The sequence below is a fragment of the Paenibacillus gansuensis genome (assembly GCF_042684925.1).
GTDB classification, from domain to species: Bacteria; Bacillota; Bacilli; order Paenibacillales; family DY6; genus Paenibacillus_N; species Paenibacillus_N gansuensis.
The window spans coordinates 1-21,440 of sequence record NZ_JBHUME010000021.1 but is presented as its reverse complement, the minus strand read 5'-3'; the positions used below and the strand labels follow the sequence as shown (position 1 = coordinate 21,440).

Here is a 21,440-nt window from a genome sequence, read left to right as displayed (position 1 = left end):
GTACAAAGATATAGTAATGGTAATTTCATAAACGTAAATACTTTCATTTCCAGTAAACTGCCCTTTAGCTTAACGAGGCTGCCTACATATTCGTGGCAGCCTCGTTAGTTTCCTTTACTGAGCTATCGTTCCCCGTTAGCTCAAAGAACTTGCCGTCTTCTCTCTAAGAAACACTTGAAATTGTTCTATGTCTTGAAACCGATTAATTTCGACTCCGTTAAGTTTGAGATGGTTCTCTAATAGAGAGCTCAATAGCTCCACTCCCGCTTGTAGCTGGGATAAATTTTTTGGATCTAAGAGTGACACAAGTGCTGGCAGCCCCGCCTGCTCATATACCGAGTGATATGATGTATTTATCGTCAATTCACTAGGCCAATATCCTTTTTCGGCGAAATATAAAAAACGTGCGATTTCTTCTTGGGCGTTTACTGCATAAAAATAAGCAGTATCATAGTCATTCATTTCACAAGCCGTTGCTATTTTGTCTAAGATCCCTTTTTCTTCCTCATAAAACCCCTTTGTTCTACTCGGGTAAGAAGGAGCGTTAGATAGCTGTTCTTTTTGAGCTAATATCAATTCAAGTGTATCGGATGTCAGTTGTTCACATGCTTGAAAGATATCCGTGGCTATGCAACTTTGCATTATGGTGTTCATATAGGATTCCAATTGTTCGGGTCTTACTGGAAGATGTAAAATTTGATCCTTATTTTTACCGAAGCCTTTGGTGTAATAAGTTTGATTTAATAAAGCAAGACTATGCAACACTTTGGTCAAAACCGCGTGGCTTTCTATTCGGCAAAATTTGAGATTTAACGAATCGCTCACACGGCTTAACTTATATAAGTGCACATAGACATCGCGTAATTCTGATTCTGATTTTTCCACGAATTTTCGCCTATTCTCTAATTCCTGCTGAACGGTAATTGTTTCGCGTAGTTTCATGAATCGTTCGCTATCTTCTGCTGAACGGACATACAACAACTTACAATCGGCAATAATCGTGGTATGGGATTCTTGCAACAATGCCATTCTTTCTGCTCGTTCCCAACTAATTGGCCAAAAATCAAAGCTTATATCTCTGATTATAAATTGAATACTTGCCTGAAAACCCTTTGACGTTGCTGGAATAAAAAAGAAATCTAAGTCGGAACGCTTAGAAGCAGTTCCTTGCGCATATGAACCGTAATAAGCAATGATTGCGATGTCTTCAGAATAATTTGCCTTAATATGATTAACAAGTATATCGGCAACATCAAATACGTTCATCCCTCGATCCCCCCGTACATAGCTATATTTGTAATATAACATGATTTCAAAGGAGTCTGAGGTAAGTTTTGGATATAACTATTTATTTTCCGCTCTACTGCCCATTAATTGAATAAAGGCTGCAGATCAATCGGATCTGCAGCCTTCACCCTCACTGTGTTATTGCGCTATCGTGTCCCGTTAGCGTAAATCTTACCTGTTAACTCCATGCTTGCCGTTCATAATGTTTATTGAGAAATGATGTACCGAAAGTTTTCGCTGTACGAATCCTTCTTAAGTTCAACGCGGCGCAAATGGTCGTAAAAACTATGAGAAAATTTAAAGACATGACCAAAATCCCAATCTTGTTCGCTATAGTTCTTTTCCCAAAACTGAATTTCAGTAGGTAGTGAGTTTACTCGCACCGTCGGTTGCAGGGGCAAATGATCGACAGGCGACACCAATTTGATTGAATCTCCAGGAGTAACGTTACAACTATACCGTAGAACTTTAATCAACTGCATTATTGGGAATAACCCTCTTTTGAAAAAGGAAACATACCCAAGATCAAACAAGATGTTTAACGCATGTGAGAAAGTCAGCATGTGTCCAATTAAATCATGGTGTGATTCCCCGCGATATATAATTGGGAACTTGGTCAGTTCTTCCAGTACAAGCAACGATAGCTCTTTAGGATTCGATATCGTCGGAAAGCCGTCTTCATCTAGGATCCGCAACCTTTTCACCTCGGAAGCAGAAAAACCAATCCATGAACGTCCTGGAATCGTCTTCTTAAACGAAAGAATGAGTTCGGTTATTCCTGCAACTTCCTCAACACTTCCACAATCATTTAATTCATTAACAGCTAATAAACTTGCTGAACTGTAAATTACATTATGACCGACCCAGTGCAACTCATCGATCGTTTTATCAAGTGCATCGAGAATGGTGGCTTTAGCTGTATGTATGTCACAATAGGTATGGTGTTGAGTGCTTCTTGTCAACCGAAGAACCTTATTCAACATCACTCTAGCTTGCAAAGCTATAAGTTCAGCGATATCATGTCTTAAATTATTAGATGTGACAAAAAAGTAACTACCGATAGCGGCAGCACCATAATGAGCTTGCCAAATGTCGCCTGTTTCTCGTTTGCATGAAGCAATGACTCTTAATCCATCTCTCAATATTGATCGGTTCAACATATTGTCCTCCATAAAATCCCTTTACACTTAATCTTCGAGTTATATGAAAGGATTCTGCCTGTTACTTCAATGAAATCCAGGGGGCAGCTGCGCGGCCATCTGCTCCCTGGTTATTTCACTATCGTTCCCAGTTAGTTCAATATCTACATGTATTTATTTATGATATTTTTCAATATTGGAGACATGCTGTTTTAATCTTCCATAGTAATGATATGGTTTCTCGTTTGCATCATAGACCCAGAATAAATCCCCATTGTACATTAGAAACCTTTCGAGCCATCTTTCAAAATTCAAGCCAATCTCCTTAGCACTATCAACAAACAATTTGCTACTCCACATTAAGTAGTTGTTTTCTGTTTGGTTATTTGAATATACATTTGAATTAATAAAGAGCATATCTCCGTTTTCACTTCCAATTGGAAACCAACCTTCAGGTATTAATTCCTTATAGTTGTACTGGATATAGTGCTGATATATCTCATTTAGTCCAAAAATATCAAATCCGTCTCCATATTTAGGGTGACAGAATAGCTGAACTCCGTTATGCAGCATAAGAAACAGCTTAAAGTCATTAGGGAATTTAATTCCATGTTCGACTTGAAAATTCTCTATTTTTTCAATATCTGCAGGCGAAAAAAAATAATTGACTACATGTTCAGTATATCCCCATTCACGCTGTACGAGTAACATGTTATCTTCGCTTAACCTCTATTTAAATGCATCAACAGTGAGTTCAACTAAACTATCAGTCAATCCATTCACTCCTAGTGTATGTTGATTTGAATGCCATCCATCTAACCTTATTCTACTGCATATTGGAAGTATCCTGCCCTTTAGCTTAACGAGGCTGCCATACATATTTGTGGCAGCCTCGTCAGTTTCCTTTAGTGAAGTATCGTGTCCCGTTAGTTGAACTAGGCGGTTTCAGAATTTTACATCATAACCAACAACCTGCTTTGTGATGGGATTAAAATAGACTGTTATAGGTCCAAGTAAACCTTCGTTATCCGTATGAAATAAAACCCGAACAACTTTATTCCCGTTAATCCATAATAACCTACGACTAAAATTCGCATTTGCAGTTGGTTTAGGAATAAACAATTGCTTTATGCGCTTGTCATGTAGAGCGATGACGGATACTTCACCTTCTTGCCAATTCAAAATATGGTTACTTTGGTCCGCTTCATCCCATGCCCGTTTCAAATAGAACTGTTCATTTATGTGTGTGGTTGATATTACGATATAAGCAACTACAATAATCAGTAATATCGATGTACATGCAAACCAAATAGTTTTTTTTCCCAATATTGCTCCAACTCCAATGGACTTCCTGAGTGTTATGCCCATAATATTTGACGCACTGACATGCATGGTTGTTACGTTAACCTGCCCTTTAGCTTAACGAGGCTGCCTACAAATTCGTGGCAGCCTCGTCAGTTTCCTTTATTTAACTATCGTTCCCCGTTAGCTCAATCAATTACACCAACTTTTCTACCGAGAATGAGAAGTTCATCGTATGGATTAGCCGAAAATATATAATCATGAGTAAATTAATGACCACCATATAATGGTGGTCTTTAATTTACTGGGTGTCTTCTTTAGGGTGAAAATCCCGAACTGGGGCTGCCGTTACGCCTACTGTCTAAGAGATAAGGTGTCTGTCGTTTTCAGTTCATATTTGACACCGTCCACATAGCATGAACAAACTTCCTTACAAATCGAAGGGCAGCATCTATGTTCCTAAGCCCCCGTCATCAAAAGTTTGCGCTTACCGTACATATCACTTCGTCGGTCGGATGGCTCGGCGCAGTCGCTGTCTTTCTGGCTCTTGCCGTCGCAGGTAAACCCGTCAAGAAGCTCTTATGGTTCGTGCCGCCTATCTCGGGATGGATTTGATCGCCCGGTTTGTCATTGTACTGTTGTGTTTGGCTTCACTGATAACTGGGCTTATTGTATCCCTTGGTACCCAGGGGGCTAACTTAGGTAGTCTGGATAAAATCCGCTGAATTATTAAATAAACGTTCCCTTTCATTTTCACCTATTCCCTGGCCAGAAATCTATAACCTATCCCAGGCTCTGTGACGATAAAGCGCGGCTGAGTCGGGACCTCCTCCAGCTTCTTTCGCAAATGGCCGATATAAATCCGTAAATAATGGCTGTCCGACTCATGATGATGGCCTCCCCACACTTGCTGAAGAAGCTGCTTTTGCGTCACTACTTTTCCTGCACTTGATGCCAGTACCTTCAGCAGTTCATATTCCGTCGGTGTCAGCTTAAGGCGTTCGCCCTTTAATTCAACGTGGCGCTGGGCCAAATCTATCGTTAAATCGTCGAATTGCAGCACCGGCTCATTGACCGATTTCAAAGCATGGCGCAGCGCCACGCGGATTCGAGCTGTCAGCTCTCCCATGCTGAATGGTTTAGTGACATAATCGTCAGCCCCGCTGTCCAAGGCTAAGATCTTGTCTTCATCCCTGTCCTTGGCGGTAAGTACGATAACGGGAATGCTCGACCATTCGCGTATTCTCTTCAGCACCTCCATGCCAGACAGGTCGGGCAGACCCAGATCCAGAACGATGAGGTGGGGATGCCAGACCGAAGCCTGCATGACGCCATCCTCTCCTGTATCAGACTCGTGAATGACATAGGCATGAGCTTTTAAGGTCACTTTCAGTAGTTTGCGTATTTGGGGCTCATCGTCAATGATAAGAATGCGGGCACTAGTTTCTGCATCAGTCATCATTCATTCACCTCTCTTTGCCTATATCTTCTATCAAACGGCATACTGACTCTCTTTCGGCAGGGAAACGGTGATAACCAGCCCTTGTCCTACGTTAGGCTGTGCCGAGATCGTTCCCCCGTGAAGCTCGACAATGCCTTTGCAAATAGCCAGCCCAAGACCCGTTCCTGGCACATGCTTGGTTGATGGAGCCCTGTAAAATTTGTTGAAAATACGTTCCAGATCATCTTCCGATATCCCCATGCCATTATCCATCACAGATATCGTAATCCAACTCCCCTGTTCATATGCATGAATAATAATCTCACTGTAATCGGGAGAATATTTAATCGCATTACTGACGATATTGACCAGCACCTGTTCCAACAGCACCTCATCCCCAAATAGGGGAGGAAGTTGGTCCTGAAGCTCTACCCGGATACTTCTGTGCTGTTGGTAATCCTTAATCTGCGTAAGGGTAACGCCAATCATGTCTTCGACATCGCACCAGTTCCTGCGAAGCCGCAGCATTCCACTTTCCAACTGTACCATGCCGAGCAGATTCGTAACGAGCCGATTCATCCGGAGAGCGCCGTATCTAATCGTAGAAAGGAGCTCCGCACGATCATCGGGAGAGTAGAGATTTTCTCCTTCCATCAGTGCGGTGGAGGAACCGATGATGGTAGCCAATGGGGTCTTCAACTCATGGGAGACCGAATCAAGAATAGCTGTACGCAGCCGCTCGGACTCCACAGTCAGATGCGCGACCCTAGCCTCTTCACTCAGCTTTACTCGTGCGATGGCGCTGGCTGCGAGTCCTCCGAATGCATCAAGAAGCCGCAACTGCTCTTGTGTAACCGGGGTGTGTTCCAGGTTCACAGCAAGCACTCCATATATTCGGTCTTCCGTTCGGAGCGGAATATAGAGCCCGGAAGACTCCCGCAATGTAGCCGCTCCTCTACCGGCTTTCTCTCCATGTTGAAACACCCAACGAGCAATCACCCGCTCTGGCTCCCCCTGTCCCCAACCGGAGGACATGAAGGAATAGTTCTTACTGCTCAAATCCCCTCGTTCATCAGGCAAGTAAATGACTGCCTCCGTATCCATCGTCTCCGATATTTGCCGTGACACGTTAGTGAGCAGGGAGTGGAAATCGGTTATCGTATTCATCTGACGGCTTAACGCAAACAGAGAGGAAGTATGAGCTTCCCTTTGTTTAGCAACCTGCAGCTGCTGGTTCAGCCGTGCGGCCAAGCTGCCTGTCAGCGCGGCTACCGCCAAGTACACCGCAAACGAAATGAGGTACCTGAGGTCCGAAACCGTGAAGCTGATGTAGGGCGGAACAAAGAAAAAGTCAAAGGCCAGTACACCTAGGCACGCGGCATAGATGGAAGGGCCTCTGCCTCCGTACACCGCACTCAGCAGTACAGGCAATAAGTACAAGAGAGCAATATTGACCAGGTCAAAAGCCAATCCAAACGGTTTTAAGAGAGCAGTTAAACAAGCGATAAATAGCGTAACCTTAAGATAGGGCTGCCTAGGGACATGGACAAGGTTCCTCAGAGGAGCCGAAGCTGAGCCGCCGGCATCCGATTCCATGCTCCCTGCTATCACATGAACGCTCATTCCGTGGCTGCGGCGCAGTACCTGTTCCACAATAGAACTCCGAAACCAATCTCTTATCGATTTGCGGGGATGCTTGCCGATAATAATTTGCTTCACATTATGGCTTCTGGCTATAGCCAAAAGCTCTTCCGCGACACGCTCTCCAGTAACGGATAAAACTTCAGCCCCCAGCTCTTTGGCTAGCTGCAAGTTTTGTTCCAGCTGGCTGCGCTCTTCTTGAGAGCCGTTCCGCGATGCCTGGACGTTCACGGCAAGCCATTCGGCCTTCAATCCAGCCGCCATCTGGCGGCCCATCCGAATTAACTGTTTGGAAAACGGGCTGGGGCTTATGCAAACCATTACTTTTTCCGAAACCGGCCAAGGTACTATAATATCTCGAGCCTTCATATACTGCTGCAATTGACTGTCGACTCGTTGGGCGGCATAGCGAAAAGCCATTTCACGCAAAGCGCTCACCGTACCTGCCCGATAGCGTTTGCGCATCGTCTCCTTGTCCTCATCCATCTCATAGGCTCGGCTAATGCGTGCTATGATTTCATCGGTTGCAGCATCCACCAGTTGAATGCGGTCCGCGCCTTCAAGGAAGGTATCCGGAACCGTGTCGCTTACCTTGCTGCCCATGACCTGCTCGGCAATATCCAACAAGCTTTCCACGTGACCGACATTCAGCGTTGTATACACATCGATGCCATTTGAAAGGAGATTTTCTACATTGATATACCGCTTTGGCCTTACCGCACCCGCTGTATTCATGCCCTCCAGTTTATCAATAAGAACGAGCTGCGCCCCGCTCTTACTAACTCTCTCTATATCAATAGCTCCAGCCTTACAGTTGATCAGGGGCAACCCAGATTGCTCAGCAAGCTGCAATGTCTCCGGATACGCCGACTCAAGCCATCCAATTCGAACATCCACGCCCAGCTGACGCTGGCGAACTCCTGCCTCAAGCATGGCGTAAGTCTTGCCAACGGCGGGGGCTGCCCCCAGGAATACCGTTAAGGTTCCTCGTCTGCCAAACTGCAGTTCCATCTTCCTCACATCCTTACAGCACTATCATAACATGGAATTTCCAAACTATTGACCTGCTTTATCCTTTGCCGATACGACGAGCACATCCATATGCCGGCCGTGCTTTAGGATGGTTTTGATGATATCTCCTTGTAACCATCTTCGCCACATACTCCGTTTGGATTTGCCTACAATCATCTGGGTGCTCTTATAGCTATTGGCTTTCTCTATCAGCATTTTGGCGACCTGCTTCTTTTTTACGGCATATTGTATCTCGAACTTGCCTCCGAATCGAGAAACCAGCTCCTCGAGATCTTTCGAGCGCCTTTGTTCCTCTTCCGTAAGCGGAGAATTCTCCGAAACATAATGGACAAACCAATTGGCTTTTAGCCGGAACGCAATGCGAACCCCACGGCGAATAAGCCTTTCGGCTTCAGGACCTAGCTTAACGCATACGAAAATAACCTCCTGCCTCCGCCACGGTCCTCGAAGGGAGCCCCGCCGTTCCAACGCTTCCAGCCGCTCATCGACATCGTCCGCAATTTCCCGCAGCGCCAGCTCTCGAAGGGCAATTAAATTGCCAGTGGTAAAAAAATTGTTCAATGCCTGATCCACCTTGTTCATTGCATAGACCTTGCCTTCCCTCATGCGCTGCTGCAGGGCATTAGGCGCCACATCGATGAGCTGCACTTCATCGGCTTGCCGAAGAATATGATCCGGAACCGTTTCACGGACCCGGACGCCCGTAATTTGCTCAATCGCATCATTCAAGCTCTCCAGATGCTGAACGTTGACCGTCGATATGACCGATATGCCCGCATCCAAAACTTCCCGCACATCCTCAAAACGCTTCCTGTTGAGGCTACCGGGCACGTTGGTGTGTGCCAGCTCGTCAATAAGCACTACCTCGGGATTGCGACGGATGATCTCTTGAAGGTCCATCTCCTCCAGCTTTGTTCCTTTGTAATCAATGATCTTTCTGGGTATGGTGGAGAGCGCTCCTACTTGTTCTATCGTTTCCTTGCGCCCATGCGTCTCCAGCAATCCAATGACCACGTCAATTCCCTTCTTCAAAAGGACATTTCCTTCGCGGAGCATCGTATAAGTTTTACCCACACCGGGCGCTGAGCCAATGTATACCTTAAACGATCCTCGCTTGATCCGATGAATCTCCTTCTCCACTTCGACACCGCTCAAGCGCCGATACGGATCCACAGCGGGGCTTGACGTTATTCGGGTCGGCAAAATCCTCTCCCCACGCTGCTCTGCGGAATCGGCTATAAAGAAAAGATCGACATATTGGATTTTTTTAAGCAATTTATTTACAATCGAGCCACTTTTCCATTCCTGCCATGCAGTCTGCTTGGAGTGACCCAGCACAATTCTCGTAATATGATTAGCCATCGCATACTCCACAAGCTGACGGGGAATAGCCCTTCTGGTAAGTAAGGGCAGCTCCTCGATCGAAACGTCTAGCTTTTCCGCCAGCTTTCGCAAGGAACGCCTGAAGGCGCTCTGTTCTTTGGAGAGCGTTTTTTTCTTATCGACGAACGTTACAACCAACATTTCTCCGTTAAGCCTTTTGGCAATTTGTTGGCCGCGGCGCATATAGATCAAACCGTTCCAATGGTATTGCGTGGACACCAAAATACGCTCCGATGCCCCGGAAGGACCATGCAAGCCCAGTTCTTCCCGGTGCTTCTCTAACGTCTCGTTGACATCCTCGGCAACGAGACGAAGCGCAAGCTCCCGCAGTTTGCCGAGATTTCCCCGTTTGAATATGCGAGCTTGCTGCTGCTCCCCAAGACTTCCTTCTGACAATCGGGCCAGGATTGTCTCTGGCGTCACGTCAATAAGTCTGATCTCATCCGCTAAATCGAGCGTATCTGCCGGAACGGTCTCTGCCACCATAATCCCAGTCAGCTTTTGCGCAAGCTCGGTGTATCCTTCAAGCTCGTACACATTCACTGTCGTAATGACGCTGATACCGTGACTTAGCAAGTGTTGAATATCTTCCAGACGGGTTCGAAATTGCGAATCGGGACGATTTCGATGAGCGAGTCCATCAACTAGAACGACCTCGGGATTGCGTTCGATGAGAGCTTCCAGATTCAAGTCCTTCTTTTCCTTGCCCTCTTTTGTCCAGTGAATACTGGGCACGCTCTCCAAGCATCCAATTTGCTCGACCGTTTCCCTGCGCTGCATCGTTGACACAGCACAAATGACTACGTCAATACCGCGCTGCTTCAGACCGTTACCCTCGCGCAGCATATGATAGGTTTTTCCCGAGCCGCTGAAAGGACCGATATAGACCTTCAATCTGCCGCGATGCAGCTCGGAGATGGATAGTAAGATTTCCTCTGGCGTCTTTCTGCGAAACCCTTCCATGTTGGCCCCCCCATAACAGCAAGTACCCTCCCCAGAACCTAGTTCTGAGGAGGGCTTATGATTTATTTAATCTGCTTGGCCAGATCTAAATTGAGCATCAGTACATTCACAGTTCGCTCACCGAGGAAGCCTAGCTCCCTCCCCGACGTATGCTTGTTCACAAGCTGTCTCAATTGCTCCAATGAGATTCCGCTCAGCTTGCTGATTCTTGGAATTTGCGCCTCCGCCGCTTCCGGGCTGATATGCGGATCAAGACCCGAACCCGAGTTCGTAATCAGATCGATAGGCAGCAAGTTGATTCGAGTGTCGGGATTATCCTTCTTCCAAGCTTCAATGGATTCCTGCGTCCGCTTCAACATATCCGCATTGGATGGAGCATAGTTGCTGCTGCCGGATCCCTCAGCCTTGTAATCAATAGAAGACACGCGCCCTTGGAAAAATTTCGGATCTGTAAAGTTTTGACCTATCAGCTCTGACCCGACAACGTTCTGCTTGTCATCATAGATTAGGCTGCCTTCCGCTTTCTTCGGCATAACCACTTGAGCAATGCCTGTAATCGCTAAATTGTAAAAGAGCCCGCAAAGCAACATAAGTACGAGGCTCAAGCGTAGACTGCTAAATATAGCTTTCACGAAACATCCATCCTTTCTTCCTTATACCCAAAGATGAACAACCAGGTCAATCAGCTTAATGCCCAAGAAAGGCACCAGAACGCCGCCCAAACCGTAAATGAACAAATTCCGTTTCAGCAGCTGCGGGGAGCTCATCGGCTTGTACCCAACGCCCTTCATCGCGAGCGGAATTAAGAGCGGAATGATGATCGCGTTAAAAATCAAAGCCGAAAGGATAGCCGAGCTCGGCGACCCAAGCCGCATAATGTTGAGAGTATCCATCTGGGGGATGGCTACCATAAACATTGCGGGAATAATGGCGAAATACTTGGCAATGTCATTGGCGATACTGAATGTTGTCAACGCACCGCGCGTCATTAACAGCTGCTTGCCGATCGCGACAACTTCAATGATCTTGGATGGATCGGAATCCAGGTCAACCATGTTGGCCGCTTCCTTCGCGGCAACCGTACCGCTATTCATCGCGATACCAACATCGGCCTGTGCCAGTGCCGGCGCATCGTTCGTGCCGTCACCCGTCATCGCGACAAGCTTTCCTTCAGCCTGTTCACGGCGAATGACTGCGATTTTATCCTCCGGCTTGCTTTCTGCAATAAAGTCATCAACACCGGCTTCCAAGGCAATAGTCGCAGCTGTCAGCGGATTATCGCCCGTACACATGATGGTCTTGATGCCCATCTGACGCATCTGCTCGAAGCGCTCCTTCATCCCCGGCTTTACCGTATCCTTCAAGTAGATTAATCCGTAAATCTCGTTGTCAACCGCTACAGCAAGCGGTGTGCCCCCTGCCTTAGCAATGCGGGTGCTGCCCTCATCCAAGTCGCTTGGGATTGTTCCGCCTTGGGACTGAACCCACTTCTTCACCGCATCGACCGCACCCTTGCGGACATAACGACCATCCTTCAAGTCCATGCCGCTCATCCGCGTTTCCGCTTTGAATTCGATAAATTCCGCATTGTCGCCTAACCCCTCATTGTAGGTCAGGCTTTGTTTCTTCATAAGAGCCAACACCGAACGCCCTTCCGGCGTCTCGTCCTTCAGCGACGAAATTGCAGCCCACTCAGCAACCTCGGCTAACTGATGGCCGCCTGCCGGAATAAACTCGCTCGCCATCCGGTTACCGTAAGTAATGGTTCCCGTCTTGTCGAGAATGACCGTGTTAATGTCGCCGGCCGCTTCGACAGCTTTACCGGACATCGCCAGTACATTAAATTGCGTAACCCGGTCCATACCCGCGATGCCAATGGCAGATAGCAAGCCACCGATGGTTGTTGGAATGAGACATACGAGCAGAGCAATCAAAATCGGAATTTCCAGAGATACATTCAGATAGTTTCCGAAGAACGGCAGCGTGACGACCACAAAGAGAAAAATAAGCGTCAAGCTTGTTAATACGGTGTTCAGCGCAATTTCATTCGGCGTTTTCTGCCGCTTTGCTCCCTCGACCAGCGAGATCATACGATCAAGGAACGATTCCCCTGGATCGCTTGTAATGCGCACTTTGATCTGGTCGCTGACGACTCTCGTGCCGCCCGTTACCGAGCTGAAATCGCCGCCGGCTTCCTTAATTACGGGCGCCGACTCCCCTGTGATCGCAGATTCATCAACCGAAGCCAGCCCCTCGATAACCTCGCCGTCGCCGGGGATGACTTCCCCCTGGGCGACAACCACGATGTCGCCTTTGCGAAGCTCAGACGACGATACCTGCTTAACCGAGTTATTCCCGGTCACCTTATTGGCCTTGATGTCCTGCTTCGTCTTTTTCAGCGTGTCGGCTTGCGCCTTCCCGCGCCCTTCCGCCAGGGCTTCCGCGAAGTTGGCGAACAGCAAGGTGAAGAGCAGAACCAAGGTTACGACCAAGTTATACCCTCTGGATACGGTACCGCCGAACAAATCGGGGACCAAAATCAACAGAAGTGTAATAATAAAGCCTATTTCCACGACAAACATGATCGGATTGCGCATCATAACACGGGGGTCCAGCTTCAGGAACGATTCCTTCACCGCATTTTGCACGATCGCCGCGCTCATCATCGATTTTTTCGTTTTCATGATTCAAATCCTCCAAATCTTCCTGTTTCGTTATGGCTTCAGCGTCAGCTGCTCAGCAATGGGACCAAGGACGAGAGCTGGGAAGAAAGTTAGCGCCCCTACGATCAGTACCGTTCCCAAGAACACGCCGGCAAACAAGCCGTTATCGGTGCGGAACGTACCTGACGTTTCCGGCACCGGCTTTTTCGCGGCTAACGATCCGGCGATGGCCAACATCGTAACAACCGAGAAGTAGCGTCCTATGAACATGACAATACCGGTGGAGATGTTCCAGAACGGTGTGTTATCGCCAAGCCCTTCAAAGCCGGAGCCGTTGTTCGCCGCGGATGATGTAAATTCGTACATCGCTTGAGTTAGCCCGTGAAAGCCCGGGTTCGATATCGTTTCCGGATAGGCGAACAGAGCCAGCGCTGTAGGGATCAGGATCAGAAACGGATGAATCAGCAACGTGACAGCAATCAGCTTCATATCACGGCCTTCGATCTTCTTACCGAGAAACTCCGGTGTCCTGCCAACCATCAGGCCTGACAAGAACACGCCGATGATCGCATACATCAGCACGTTAATAAAGCCGGCACCGACACCGCCAAACACGGTATTCAGCATCATGTTGGAGATCGTTACCAGGCCGCCGATCGGTGTCAGCGTATCGTGCATCGTATTTACGGCCCCGGTCTCGGATGCCGTCGTGACGACCGAATACAACGAAGACTGAGTCACGCCGAAACGAACCTCTTTGCCTTCCATGTTTCCCTGGTCATGCTGGATTCCCATCGCATTCAAGGCAGGGTTGCCACTGTGCTCTGCGCTCAAAGATATGCCTAGCATGATCAGAAATAGCATGGCCATCGATACGAACAGCACACGTCCCTGCTTAGCGTTTCCGACCATTATTCCATATGTAAATGGAAGCGCCGTGCCGAGCAGCAGCATGAGGATCATCTGCAGCAAATTACTGATGGCATTAGGGTTCTCAAAAGGTTGCGTAGAGTTCGCTCCGAAAAATCCGCCGCCGTTGTTGCCCAGCTCCTTAATCGACAAGAACGATCCAACCGGTCCTCGCGCAATCTGCTGAACCTCGCCAGTCATCGTATGCGCCACTGTGTTAGGCTCCAAGGTTTGCGGAACGCCGAGGGCGATGAAGACAAACGCCATAACAAATGCAACCGGTAGAAAAATTCTTGTAATCGCACGTACCAAGTCGACAAAGAAATTACCTAAAGGTTTCCCCGCCAAGCCTCGGATGAAGGCAATGGCTACAGCAAGCGCAGTCGCCGGTGCCGTAAACATCATAAATACAATTGCAATCATCTGGGAAAAATAGGACAATCCACTCTCCCCGCTATAGTGCTGCAAGTTCGTATTGGTCATGAAACTAATCGCCGTATTGAACGCAAGCGTCGGCTCCATGTTGCCAATTCCGTTAGGATTCAGTGGTAGAAAATTCTGAAATCGGAAGACGATGTATACAAGCAAAGTCATAACCAGGTTGCTAAGTATGACGGAAAGCGCGTATTGCTTCCATGTTTGGTTATCGCGGCGGATTCCTCCGAGAGCGAAAATCGGCTTTTCCAGCCAGCCGAACCATTTATCCGAGCGGGAAGATTCATAATGGAAGACTTGAGCCATATAAAGGCCTGTAGGTTTTGCAAGTAATAATACCAATAACAGCGTAATGCCAATAGACAGAGCTGCGAACATTGAAGTCAAACTCCCTTCCTACCACGTAAAATTAGAATTTCTCCGGATTTAGCAGCACGTAGGTTAGATAAACGCCTACAGCAACTACCACGACTCCTAACACCCACATCATGACTTCCCACTTCCTTCTTGCGCTACATGCCCGGCCCAGGCGAGAAGCCCTGCCATGAGCACAGACAGAACAAGTAAGATGGCAATCATAACAACATCCAACATCGGTACCGCCTCCTGCTTCCTTTGATTCAGTTTAAGAAGGACATATGGAGCCAGAGGGAACAATGAGAAATGGCCCCAAGCTCTTCCTGTAGTATCCACTTTCACACAACTTGTTTTACTCTCTTCGCTCCACATCAAGTATCTTAATATGGCTTACTGTAAAAAAGGCGTAAATAAAACACTCAAGTGCGTAAAAATATCGTAAAAATGCACAGCAAAGAGCCAAGGGCACAGGACCCAAGGCTATAAAAACCGATACTTGCCTGCGTAAACTCACATATTAGGCTGCTAATGGGGACACTACCCATCTATGATCAAAGAGAGGGGGTGTTCTGTGAAAATAAAGTATTAGAACGGATGTATTGAATCCGCGCTGTTTTTCGATTTACAAACCGTTACACTCTGAAAAATAAGTATTAGACAGACCTAAAAAACGAAAGAGCAACAGCTATGGACGAGAAAATAAAGTCCTGACTGCTGCTCTTCTATTGAATTAACGTGTCCCGATAGCTTAATCGACTTTCTGATTCTTTTTAAATAAGTGCCGAATCCCTTTTCCCGCCATTGATTCGTCAGCATATCGAGGAATTACATGTAAATGTGAATGAAAAACATGTTGTCCTCCCACATAACCACAATTCCATCCAACATTGTAGCCATCTGGTTTGTAATTCTGATCCAAATACAACTTAACTTCTTGTAGTAACTTAAATGTTTCATTCCATTCATCTTGAGTTAAGTCAAAAACAGTTTCCCTATGTTCTTTCGGGACAATAATACCAGCCCCTTTAATCTCCTGTTCTTTAAGTAAAGTATAAGTGCAACTTTCATTGCTCATTATGACTTCATGACTATTATCATCGGAAATATTGCAATATGGACAATTAAGCAAACTCCACACCTCACAGAAAATCTGCTGATCCTGATTCGTAATTCTTTACATCAATGTGAAGCTACCGATTGTGCCGGCAGCTTTTTCATTCAACTAACGTGTCCCGTTAGCTTAATCTATGAGGTTATGATTGGATTGCGCTACGAAGGAAGGCTTTAATCAATGGATGAATGGTATTTTTCAATGCTGAACGTTCTGGTTGAAATAAGGTCCCAACAAAGAAGGGATGTTGATTAAGTTCCATAATGCGAACTTCGCCTTCAAGATCTACTCCAGCTATGCTCAAGCCTGCTTTTTCTAACATTGGGCTGAATTCAGGGTTCAAACCGTAATTGCAAATCCCATACTGTTCAACAATCTCATTGGTTCCATAAATATCTCTTACTTTTGAACCGGGAGTCAGCTTAAAAAGATGAATCTTTTCACTAACTGAACACGTGAGAGGAGCGACTAATATCAAAGAAGAGGAAGGATTTTCCTCCGCATGATCCGCGTCGGTTAGTCCCATAACATTCCTTGCGAACTCAATAATCATGTGCTGAAAGCCGCCGCAAGTACCTAAAAAAGGGATCTGTTGTTCGCGGGCAAACCGGATACCATTAAGGGCTCCCTGCATGCTCCGGTAAGGACTTGCTGGAACTACCCATAGTCCTTGATACTTGGAGAGCTTCTGTTCAAAATCACGATCCAACGAAGGCGTTGAAATCCATTCAAAATTAATTTGGATTCCCATTTCTTCTGCTGCTAATTGGATTGCTCGAGGTATAGCCATATGTGCTACGACTTCCTCATCATAATCACCAATTAATCCGATATTGCGCACATTCATACATCCTCTCTCCAATTATTGTAAAATGCAAAAAAAAATAATTATAGTTTCGCATCCACCCTAAATCAAGAAATAATTTCGCTAACCTGCCCATTAACGTAATGAAGGCTGCCGAATCAATAGTTCGCTGGCAGCCTTCAACTTACTTTATTGAATTAACGTTTGTCCGTTACCAGTGGGAGATGTACAGAACAGATTCATGAAGTAAACTCACTAAACTCAGTAGCTTTGATACCTGGCCATTCTGACTTAATGATACTAAAATATACATCGTCTCTCGGCTCACCTTTGGCGTTTATATAATTGCTCCTAAATATCCCTTCCTGTTTCGCTCCAAGTTTAAGCACTGCCTTCTGTGACCTCAGATTATCGGTATCTACACTGAATTGGACACGATTAAAGTTTAATTTCTCGAAAGCAAAAGTCAACAATTCATATTTTGTAGCCTTATTTATTCCGGTTCCTCTATACACCTCTCCGTACCACGTCCAACCTATTTCAAGTCTTTTACTTTGAAATACCATGTTACCAAAACGTGTAGAGCCAGCAACTTGACCTGATGTCTTATGAATGACGATAAAAGGATAACTCGCTCCATCCCTGCGACTCGAGAGTGTTCGCGACATGTATTCCTTAAAATCTTCATTGGTTACGATGTAATTTCCCGTAGACTGTGTTATCCCCTTATCAAAAATAATCTTCCGTAAACCACATTCGTATGACTCATTAAAGGGAACCAATCTAACTATATCATTCTCTAAAACAATATCAGTTTGAAAAAATTCATTCATTTATATAGTCATCCTTTCAGGTAACTCTCTTTCCTAATAAGGATAACTCCGACAACACACCCCATTGAATGGAGAAAATAGTGCAATATTTGTACTTATAAGCAAGAGAAAACAGAGTGTTTACTTAACTATCCTGCCCGTTACTTCAACAGAATACGGCAGCCGATCGTGTGCCGGATACCGCATGACGTAATTGAACTATAGTTCTCCGTTAGCTGAATGACTCAGGCGCCCATGAAGAAATACCGTCTCCTGGAGTAGCCACCACAAACCATTCATTGCCATTGGAGCCTAAACCATTTCCAGCTTGCCAACACTCATATTTATGATGGTGCCCATTAACAAACAGCGTTCTTCCCGACTCAAACTCAATATGTAGATGTGGAGCAAGTTTGCCGAGCTTCACGTTAACTATCTTTTCCCTTCGTAGTCCAAAAATCAATTTATACTCATCTTCTTCTGAAAGCTCACTCATTTCGTCTTCAGAATTCGGAAAATAACCTGTATTTTTCGGTAATACTCCCCATCTTGACTCAATATTAAGCCAAAGTTGGTCGGGAAAATGGTCTCTGTAGTAGTGTTGAAACCGTATTAAAAGAGCAGCTGGTCCAAGTCCGAATTTAACACCATCTAATTGACTGCCGATAAAAATATGTTTTAACAATTTTTCAGCATATTCTTTATGTTCAGCATCCAACTTTATCACCTCGCTCTCAAAATCACGTCCTCCTACTATATAGAACCCTAGCGTAGCAAAGGCAGCCTATAATTTCTTTTCGGCTGCCTTCGTGTTGTTATTCAACCCACACTCTCAGTTAGCTGAATTCGATACGAAAATGACTTGCTAAATGTCGGATTTCCAGAAAACGTGAAGTAATTTGCTATTTAATTTATCAAATTCCTCTAAGAGTTCTGCAGCATTATTAGAATAATTACTTTGTATATAGAACCTGCTACATGTATAAAGAAGGGCACTTACTAATTCTTTAGAAACCATCCCCTCATTTTGAATTGATTCCTTATAGGTATCCAAAGTTGAATGAAGAAGTTTAATCAAGTCGTGGTCAATTAAAGCATTTCCATTCTCGCCTGCATTACCCCTTAACTTTACGGAAAGGTCTATACATATTTCTTTTAGCTTCTTTTCCAAGTTAGCTTCCACACTATCCCTCCACTACTAAACTCAATTTCATTATACTGCCCTTTAGCGTAACGAGGCTGCCATACGTATTCGTGGCAGCCTCGTCAGTTTCCTTTATTGAACTATCGTGTCCCGTTAGCGCAACGATTGTATAGGCTTATGCTTGTGATACGGTCACCGTAATTCCTCCAACTTCTCAGAATGCCTAACTGACTTCATCTTTCAGATCCTTGGTAATTCAATTTGAACATTTCCATCACCTACTGATGTCTCAATTTCAAAGGGTATACTTTTTGACACACGACAGTCGAAGTCGAATAGAAGCGGAATTGTGTGGACTTCAAACAATGAAGGCTATCAGAATCTAAACGCACATTAGAAGACCCTATAGGCGTCTTACGAAAATAAATAGGATGGGGGGATTTACATCTATTTTGAGCTTGGCACTTTTAGAAAATGTGTAAGCATTTCCATCGACCGACTATGAGTTGGCTCTCAGTGATAGGTTTGAAAATATTGTAAACCCATATAAGGGTATGATAAGATGAGTATGAAACATCTTTGAATAAGGTTACCTAAATCAAAATGTGGAGTGTAGCAAATTGAAAAATAATAAGATTAAAGTTGGTGTCTCTAATAAAGAAGGTCAGTTAGGTTTTGTCTTTTCGAGAGGTGGTCTTCGAGAAGGTTCAGGAAGAAAGAGTATAGGTGTGACTAAAAAAGTATCTTTAACCCTAACAGAGGAAATGTGGAATAAAATTGAAGATCATTGCACAGACAATAAAATTTCTCGTTCGGAGGTTATTCGTAATATTCTTGAGTCCTTCTATTCACAATAATTTTGTTCGAGGTAGGTGAGGTCTTTGCTGGTTGAGATAACAAAAGATTCTCTCATGAATGCAGTGCACCACGTAATAAAAGCAGTAGCAGTGAATAGTCCAATACCTATACTCCAAGGGATAAATATTCAAGCAGGTGCAGATGGCGTTAGTTTTACTGCAAGTAATACAAGTATGACGATACAGTCTATGATTCCTCAAGACGGTGCTTCTTTGACTGTAAAAAGAACAGGGGCTATCGTTATACCATCACGTTATTTTTACGATGTTATTCGTAAACATGATGATGAGTTGGTTGTACTTGAAATTAAAGAGCAATTGATTCTTACGATTATATCAGGTCATTCTCAAATACGTTTATGCGGAATGGACTCAGCAGAATTTCCCTATATTGATAATGGGGAAGGACTTTCTCCTAGTAAACTGCAAATGAATAGTGCCTTGTTTAGGTCGACTGTTAAACAAGTAGCGATAGTGGCATCAACGTCCGAGACCAGACCGATATTAACGGGGGTTTCCTTCGAATGCCATAATAACTCCCTAAACCTAATTGCTACTGACGGAGTCCGCCTTGCTTCCCGAACTTTGCATATAGAAGGTTATACAAACGACAGTTTCAACGCTATTATTCCAGCGAAAAATCTCTCTGAAGTATCAAAGCTGTTAAGTGACGCAGATGAAACGACTGAAATTGAAGTGAGCAATAACCGAGTGAAATTTATGGCAAATGGACTGAAAGTCGAGTCCGCTCTTATTGAAGGGACTTTTCCATCCACAAAGAATGTAATACCTCAATCTTATCTGTGTGAAATCTTAGTTGATAAAGCATGTTTGTTGAAAGCAGTTGAATGCGTAACTGTAATGGCTAGTGAAAACATTATTAGACTAGTAGCTACTGCAGATACTTTAAAACTATTGTCCAGAACAGCCGAAATTGGGGATATTGAGAATGAAGTTCCATTACTAAAGATGAGGGGGGAAGAATTTATCATATCACTAAACGGAAAGTTTTTTATCGACATACTTCGTAACAGTGATTGTGAGAGCATCCGAATAAGATATGCAGGGAAAACTAGTCCCATTGTCGTACTTCCAGATGATTCGCTCATGTCCACTCTGTTCTTGATTACTCCAGTGAGGACACATAATTGATTGTTTTTGCCAGTTCTATTAAATAACCACCCCAGATGGAGTGGTTGTTCTTGATTATACATTGATGTGTATCTTGTGGTCGGACCGCCTTTGTGCTTAAAATACATCGTGGTGAAACCGTATCATAACTGCAAACGGTTTGCTGAGCTAACCTGCCCGTTAGTTTCCTTTATTGAGCTATCGTGTCCCGATAGCTCAATCAAATTCCAGTTATAAGAGCTTCCAGTCATTCTTGTTCAGATGAAAAGTTGTAATAGAACAGTTAATTGCCTCATCAATTGATTCCATATCGAAATCTTGATGGACTTCCCAATTGGTATCACATAAGAACAGATAATATTCATTGGCATTTTCATATTTAGCCAACGCTAACCCTGTAATTAATACTTCATTTGATGAGCCATCTTCTTCTTCATACAACATTTTAGTGATGGGACGGTTCGCATCATTTTCTATAAACATTATCACCTTTGCACCGTCCAATTGAGCAGGTATATTCATTTAATTCCTCCTCCAGAAGAATTTCTGTACGTCTATTCGATTTCCAGGTTATCCTGCCCAATAGCTTAGTGAGGCTGCCATACGTGTTTGTGGCAGCCTCATCAGTTTCCTTTATTTATCTATGTCCCGTTAGTTTAGGCTATTTAACAAGAAGGAATGATTAAAGGGATAGTCTTCATTTCATAGATTTTCTGGAGAATTTGGACATGCTTCCTCTTCTTATCATCAGCCTCTGTGTGAAGGAACCCCTCCACAAGCCTGTACCCGAATACGAGAAGTATTATTTCGTACACACAATGGTCAGCGATTGGGGATATATCCGTAAATTCTGAAAAGCCTTTGTAATATGCAGGGATGCATCGCTGATAATGTTCAACCATGTGATCAATATCCGGTTCATCCGCAATCAGACTAGCGAGATCCTCACCTAGATAGCCCCATCCGCTGGTATCCCAATCAATGAGCGCGATGTTGCCATCAGCATAGATAAGGTTGGTTACCCAGAA

At 44.8% G+C, this 21,440-nt stretch carries 21 protein-coding genes; 3 read left to right on the top strand and 18 right to left on the bottom strand.

Annotation, left to right across the window (positions count from 1 at the left end):
- Positions 1 to 135 precede the first annotated feature (135 nt).
- From ACFSUF_RS25155 to ACFSUF_RS25140, 4 genes are all read right to left on the bottom strand, one after another.
- The gene (locus ACFSUF_RS25155; protein WP_377607842.1) at positions 136 to 1,266 is read right to left on the bottom strand and encodes a kanamycin nucleotidyltransferase C-terminal domain-containing protein; all 1,131 of its coding nucleotides are present in this window, start codon (positions 1,264 to 1,266) and stop codon (positions 136 to 138) included.
- 227 nt (positions 1,267 to 1,493) lie between these two features.
- Positions 1,494 to 2,447, bottom strand: coding sequence for a hypothetical protein (locus ACFSUF_RS25150; RefSeq protein ID WP_377607840.1), 954 nt, complete (start codon positions 2,445 to 2,447; stop codon positions 1,494 to 1,496).
- Between the two features lie 153 nt (positions 2,448 to 2,600).
- On the bottom strand, positions 2,601 to 3,137 hold the full coding sequence (locus ACFSUF_RS25145) for an SMI1/KNR4 family protein (protein WP_377607838.1): 537 nt from the start codon (positions 3,135 to 3,137) through the stop codon (positions 2,601 to 2,603).
- A 234-nt stretch (positions 3,138 to 3,371) separates the two neighbouring features.
- Entirely contained in the window at positions 3,372 to 3,752 is a 381-nt protein-coding gene (locus ACFSUF_RS25140; protein WP_377607836.1) for a hypothetical protein, read from the bottom strand.
- 429 nt (positions 3,753 to 4,181) lie between these two features.
- Between ACFSUF_RS25140 and ACFSUF_RS25135 the strand changes: the two genes are divergently transcribed.
- Positions 4,182 to 4,343 (top strand): hypothetical protein, encoded by a 162-nt coding sequence (locus tag ACFSUF_RS25135; RefSeq protein ID WP_377607834.1) that lies wholly within the window; start codon positions 4,182 to 4,184, stop codon positions 4,341 to 4,343.
- A 142-nt stretch (positions 4,344 to 4,485) separates the two neighbouring features.
- Here the strand turns inward: ACFSUF_RS25135 and ACFSUF_RS25130 are convergent, their stop codons facing one another.
- From ACFSUF_RS25130 to ACFSUF_RS25075, 12 genes are all read right to left on the bottom strand, one after another.
- Positions 4,486 to 5,187 (bottom strand): response regulator, encoded by a 702-nt coding sequence (locus ACFSUF_RS25130; RefSeq protein WP_377607846.1) that lies wholly within the window; start codon positions 5,185 to 5,187, stop codon positions 4,486 to 4,488.
- A gap of 33 nt (positions 5,188 to 5,220) precedes the next feature.
- Positions 5,221 to 7,821 (bottom strand): DUF4118 domain-containing protein, encoded by a 2,601-nt coding sequence (locus tag ACFSUF_RS25125; protein ID WP_377607832.1) that lies wholly within the window; start codon positions 7,819 to 7,821, stop codon positions 5,221 to 5,223.
- 45 nt (positions 7,822 to 7,866) lie between these two features.
- Positions 7,867 to 10,188, bottom strand: coding sequence for a histidine kinase (locus tag ACFSUF_RS25120; RefSeq protein WP_377607830.1), 2,322 nt, complete (start codon positions 10,186 to 10,188; stop codon positions 7,867 to 7,869).
- A gap of 62 nt (positions 10,189 to 10,250) precedes the next feature.
- Positions 10,251 to 10,820 carry a potassium-transporting ATPase subunit KdpC gene (gene kdpC / locus ACFSUF_RS25115; protein WP_377607828.1) on the bottom strand — a complete coding sequence of 190 codons (570 nt, stop codon included), beginning with the start codon at positions 10,818 to 10,820 and terminating at the stop codon, positions 10,251 to 10,253.
- A 21-nt stretch (positions 10,821 to 10,841) separates the two neighbouring features.
- Positions 10,842 to 12,872, bottom strand: coding sequence for a potassium-transporting ATPase subunit KdpB (gene kdpB, locus ACFSUF_RS25110; RefSeq protein WP_377607826.1), 2,031 nt, complete (start codon positions 12,870 to 12,872; stop codon positions 10,842 to 10,844).
- 30 nt (positions 12,873 to 12,902) lie between these two features.
- Positions 12,903 to 14,573: a potassium-transporting ATPase subunit KdpA gene (gene kdpA, locus ACFSUF_RS25105; RefSeq protein WP_377607825.1), complete on the bottom strand. Its 1,671-nt coding sequence runs from the start codon at positions 14,571 to 14,573 to the stop codon at positions 12,903 to 12,905.
- Between the two features lie 31 nt (positions 14,574 to 14,604).
- Complete coding sequence (gene kdpF, locus ACFSUF_RS25100) at positions 14,605 to 14,682, bottom strand: K(+)-transporting ATPase subunit F (protein ID WP_377607844.1); 78 nt, start codon at positions 14,680 to 14,682, stop codon at positions 14,605 to 14,607.
- A 618-nt stretch (positions 14,683 to 15,300) separates the two neighbouring features.
- Entirely contained in the window at positions 15,301 to 15,690 is a 390-nt protein-coding gene (locus ACFSUF_RS25095; RefSeq protein WP_377607823.1) for an HIT family protein, read from the bottom strand.
- Between the two features lie 115 nt (positions 15,691 to 15,805).
- Positions 15,806 to 16,510: a CTP synthase C-terminal region-related (seleno)protein gene (locus ACFSUF_RS25090; protein WP_377607821.1), complete on the bottom strand. Its 705-nt coding sequence runs from the start codon at positions 16,508 to 16,510 to the stop codon at positions 15,806 to 15,808.
- Positions 16,511 to 16,707: 197 nt separating this feature from the next.
- The gene (locus ACFSUF_RS25085) at positions 16,708 to 17,301 is read right to left on the bottom strand and encodes a GNAT family N-acetyltransferase (protein ID WP_377607819.1); all 594 of its coding nucleotides are present in this window, start codon (positions 17,299 to 17,301) and stop codon (positions 16,708 to 16,710) included.
- A gap of 211 nt (positions 17,302 to 17,512) precedes the next feature.
- Positions 17,513 to 18,007 (bottom strand): hypothetical protein, encoded by a 495-nt coding sequence (locus ACFSUF_RS25080; RefSeq protein ID WP_377607817.1) that lies wholly within the window; start codon positions 18,005 to 18,007, stop codon positions 17,513 to 17,515.
- A gap of 138 nt (positions 18,008 to 18,145) precedes the next feature.
- Positions 18,146 to 18,463 carry a hypothetical protein gene (locus ACFSUF_RS25075; RefSeq protein ID WP_377607815.1) on the bottom strand — a complete coding sequence of 106 codons (318 nt, stop codon included), beginning with the start codon at positions 18,461 to 18,463 and terminating at the stop codon, positions 18,146 to 18,148.
- Positions 18,464 to 19,044: 581 nt separating this feature from the next.
- On the opposite strand from ACFSUF_RS25075, the gene ACFSUF_RS25070 reads away from it, so the two are divergent.
- Both ACFSUF_RS25070 and dnaN read left to right on the top strand, forming a co-directional pair.
- Positions 19,045 to 19,281, top strand: a complete 237-nt coding sequence (locus ACFSUF_RS25070; RefSeq protein WP_377607813.1) for a hypothetical protein — start codon at positions 19,045 to 19,047, stop codon at positions 19,279 to 19,281.
- Positions 19,282 to 19,305: 24 nt separating this feature from the next.
- Positions 19,306 to 20,433 (top strand): DNA polymerase III subunit beta, encoded by a 1,128-nt coding sequence (dnaN, locus tag ACFSUF_RS25065; protein ID WP_377607811.1) that lies wholly within the window; start codon positions 19,306 to 19,308, stop codon positions 20,431 to 20,433.
- Between the two features lie 210 nt (positions 20,434 to 20,643).
- On the opposite strand, the gene ACFSUF_RS25060 is transcribed toward dnaN, so the two are convergent.
- Positions 20,644 to 20,934 carry a hypothetical protein gene (locus ACFSUF_RS25060; protein WP_377607809.1) on the bottom strand — a complete coding sequence of 97 codons (291 nt, stop codon included), beginning with the start codon at positions 20,932 to 20,934 and terminating at the stop codon, positions 20,644 to 20,646.
- A gap of 143 nt (positions 20,935 to 21,077) precedes the next feature.
- Positions 21,078 to 21,440, bottom strand: a 363-nt coding sequence (locus ACFSUF_RS25055) for a phosphotransferase (protein WP_377607807.1), incomplete at its 5' end; no start/stop codon positions are given.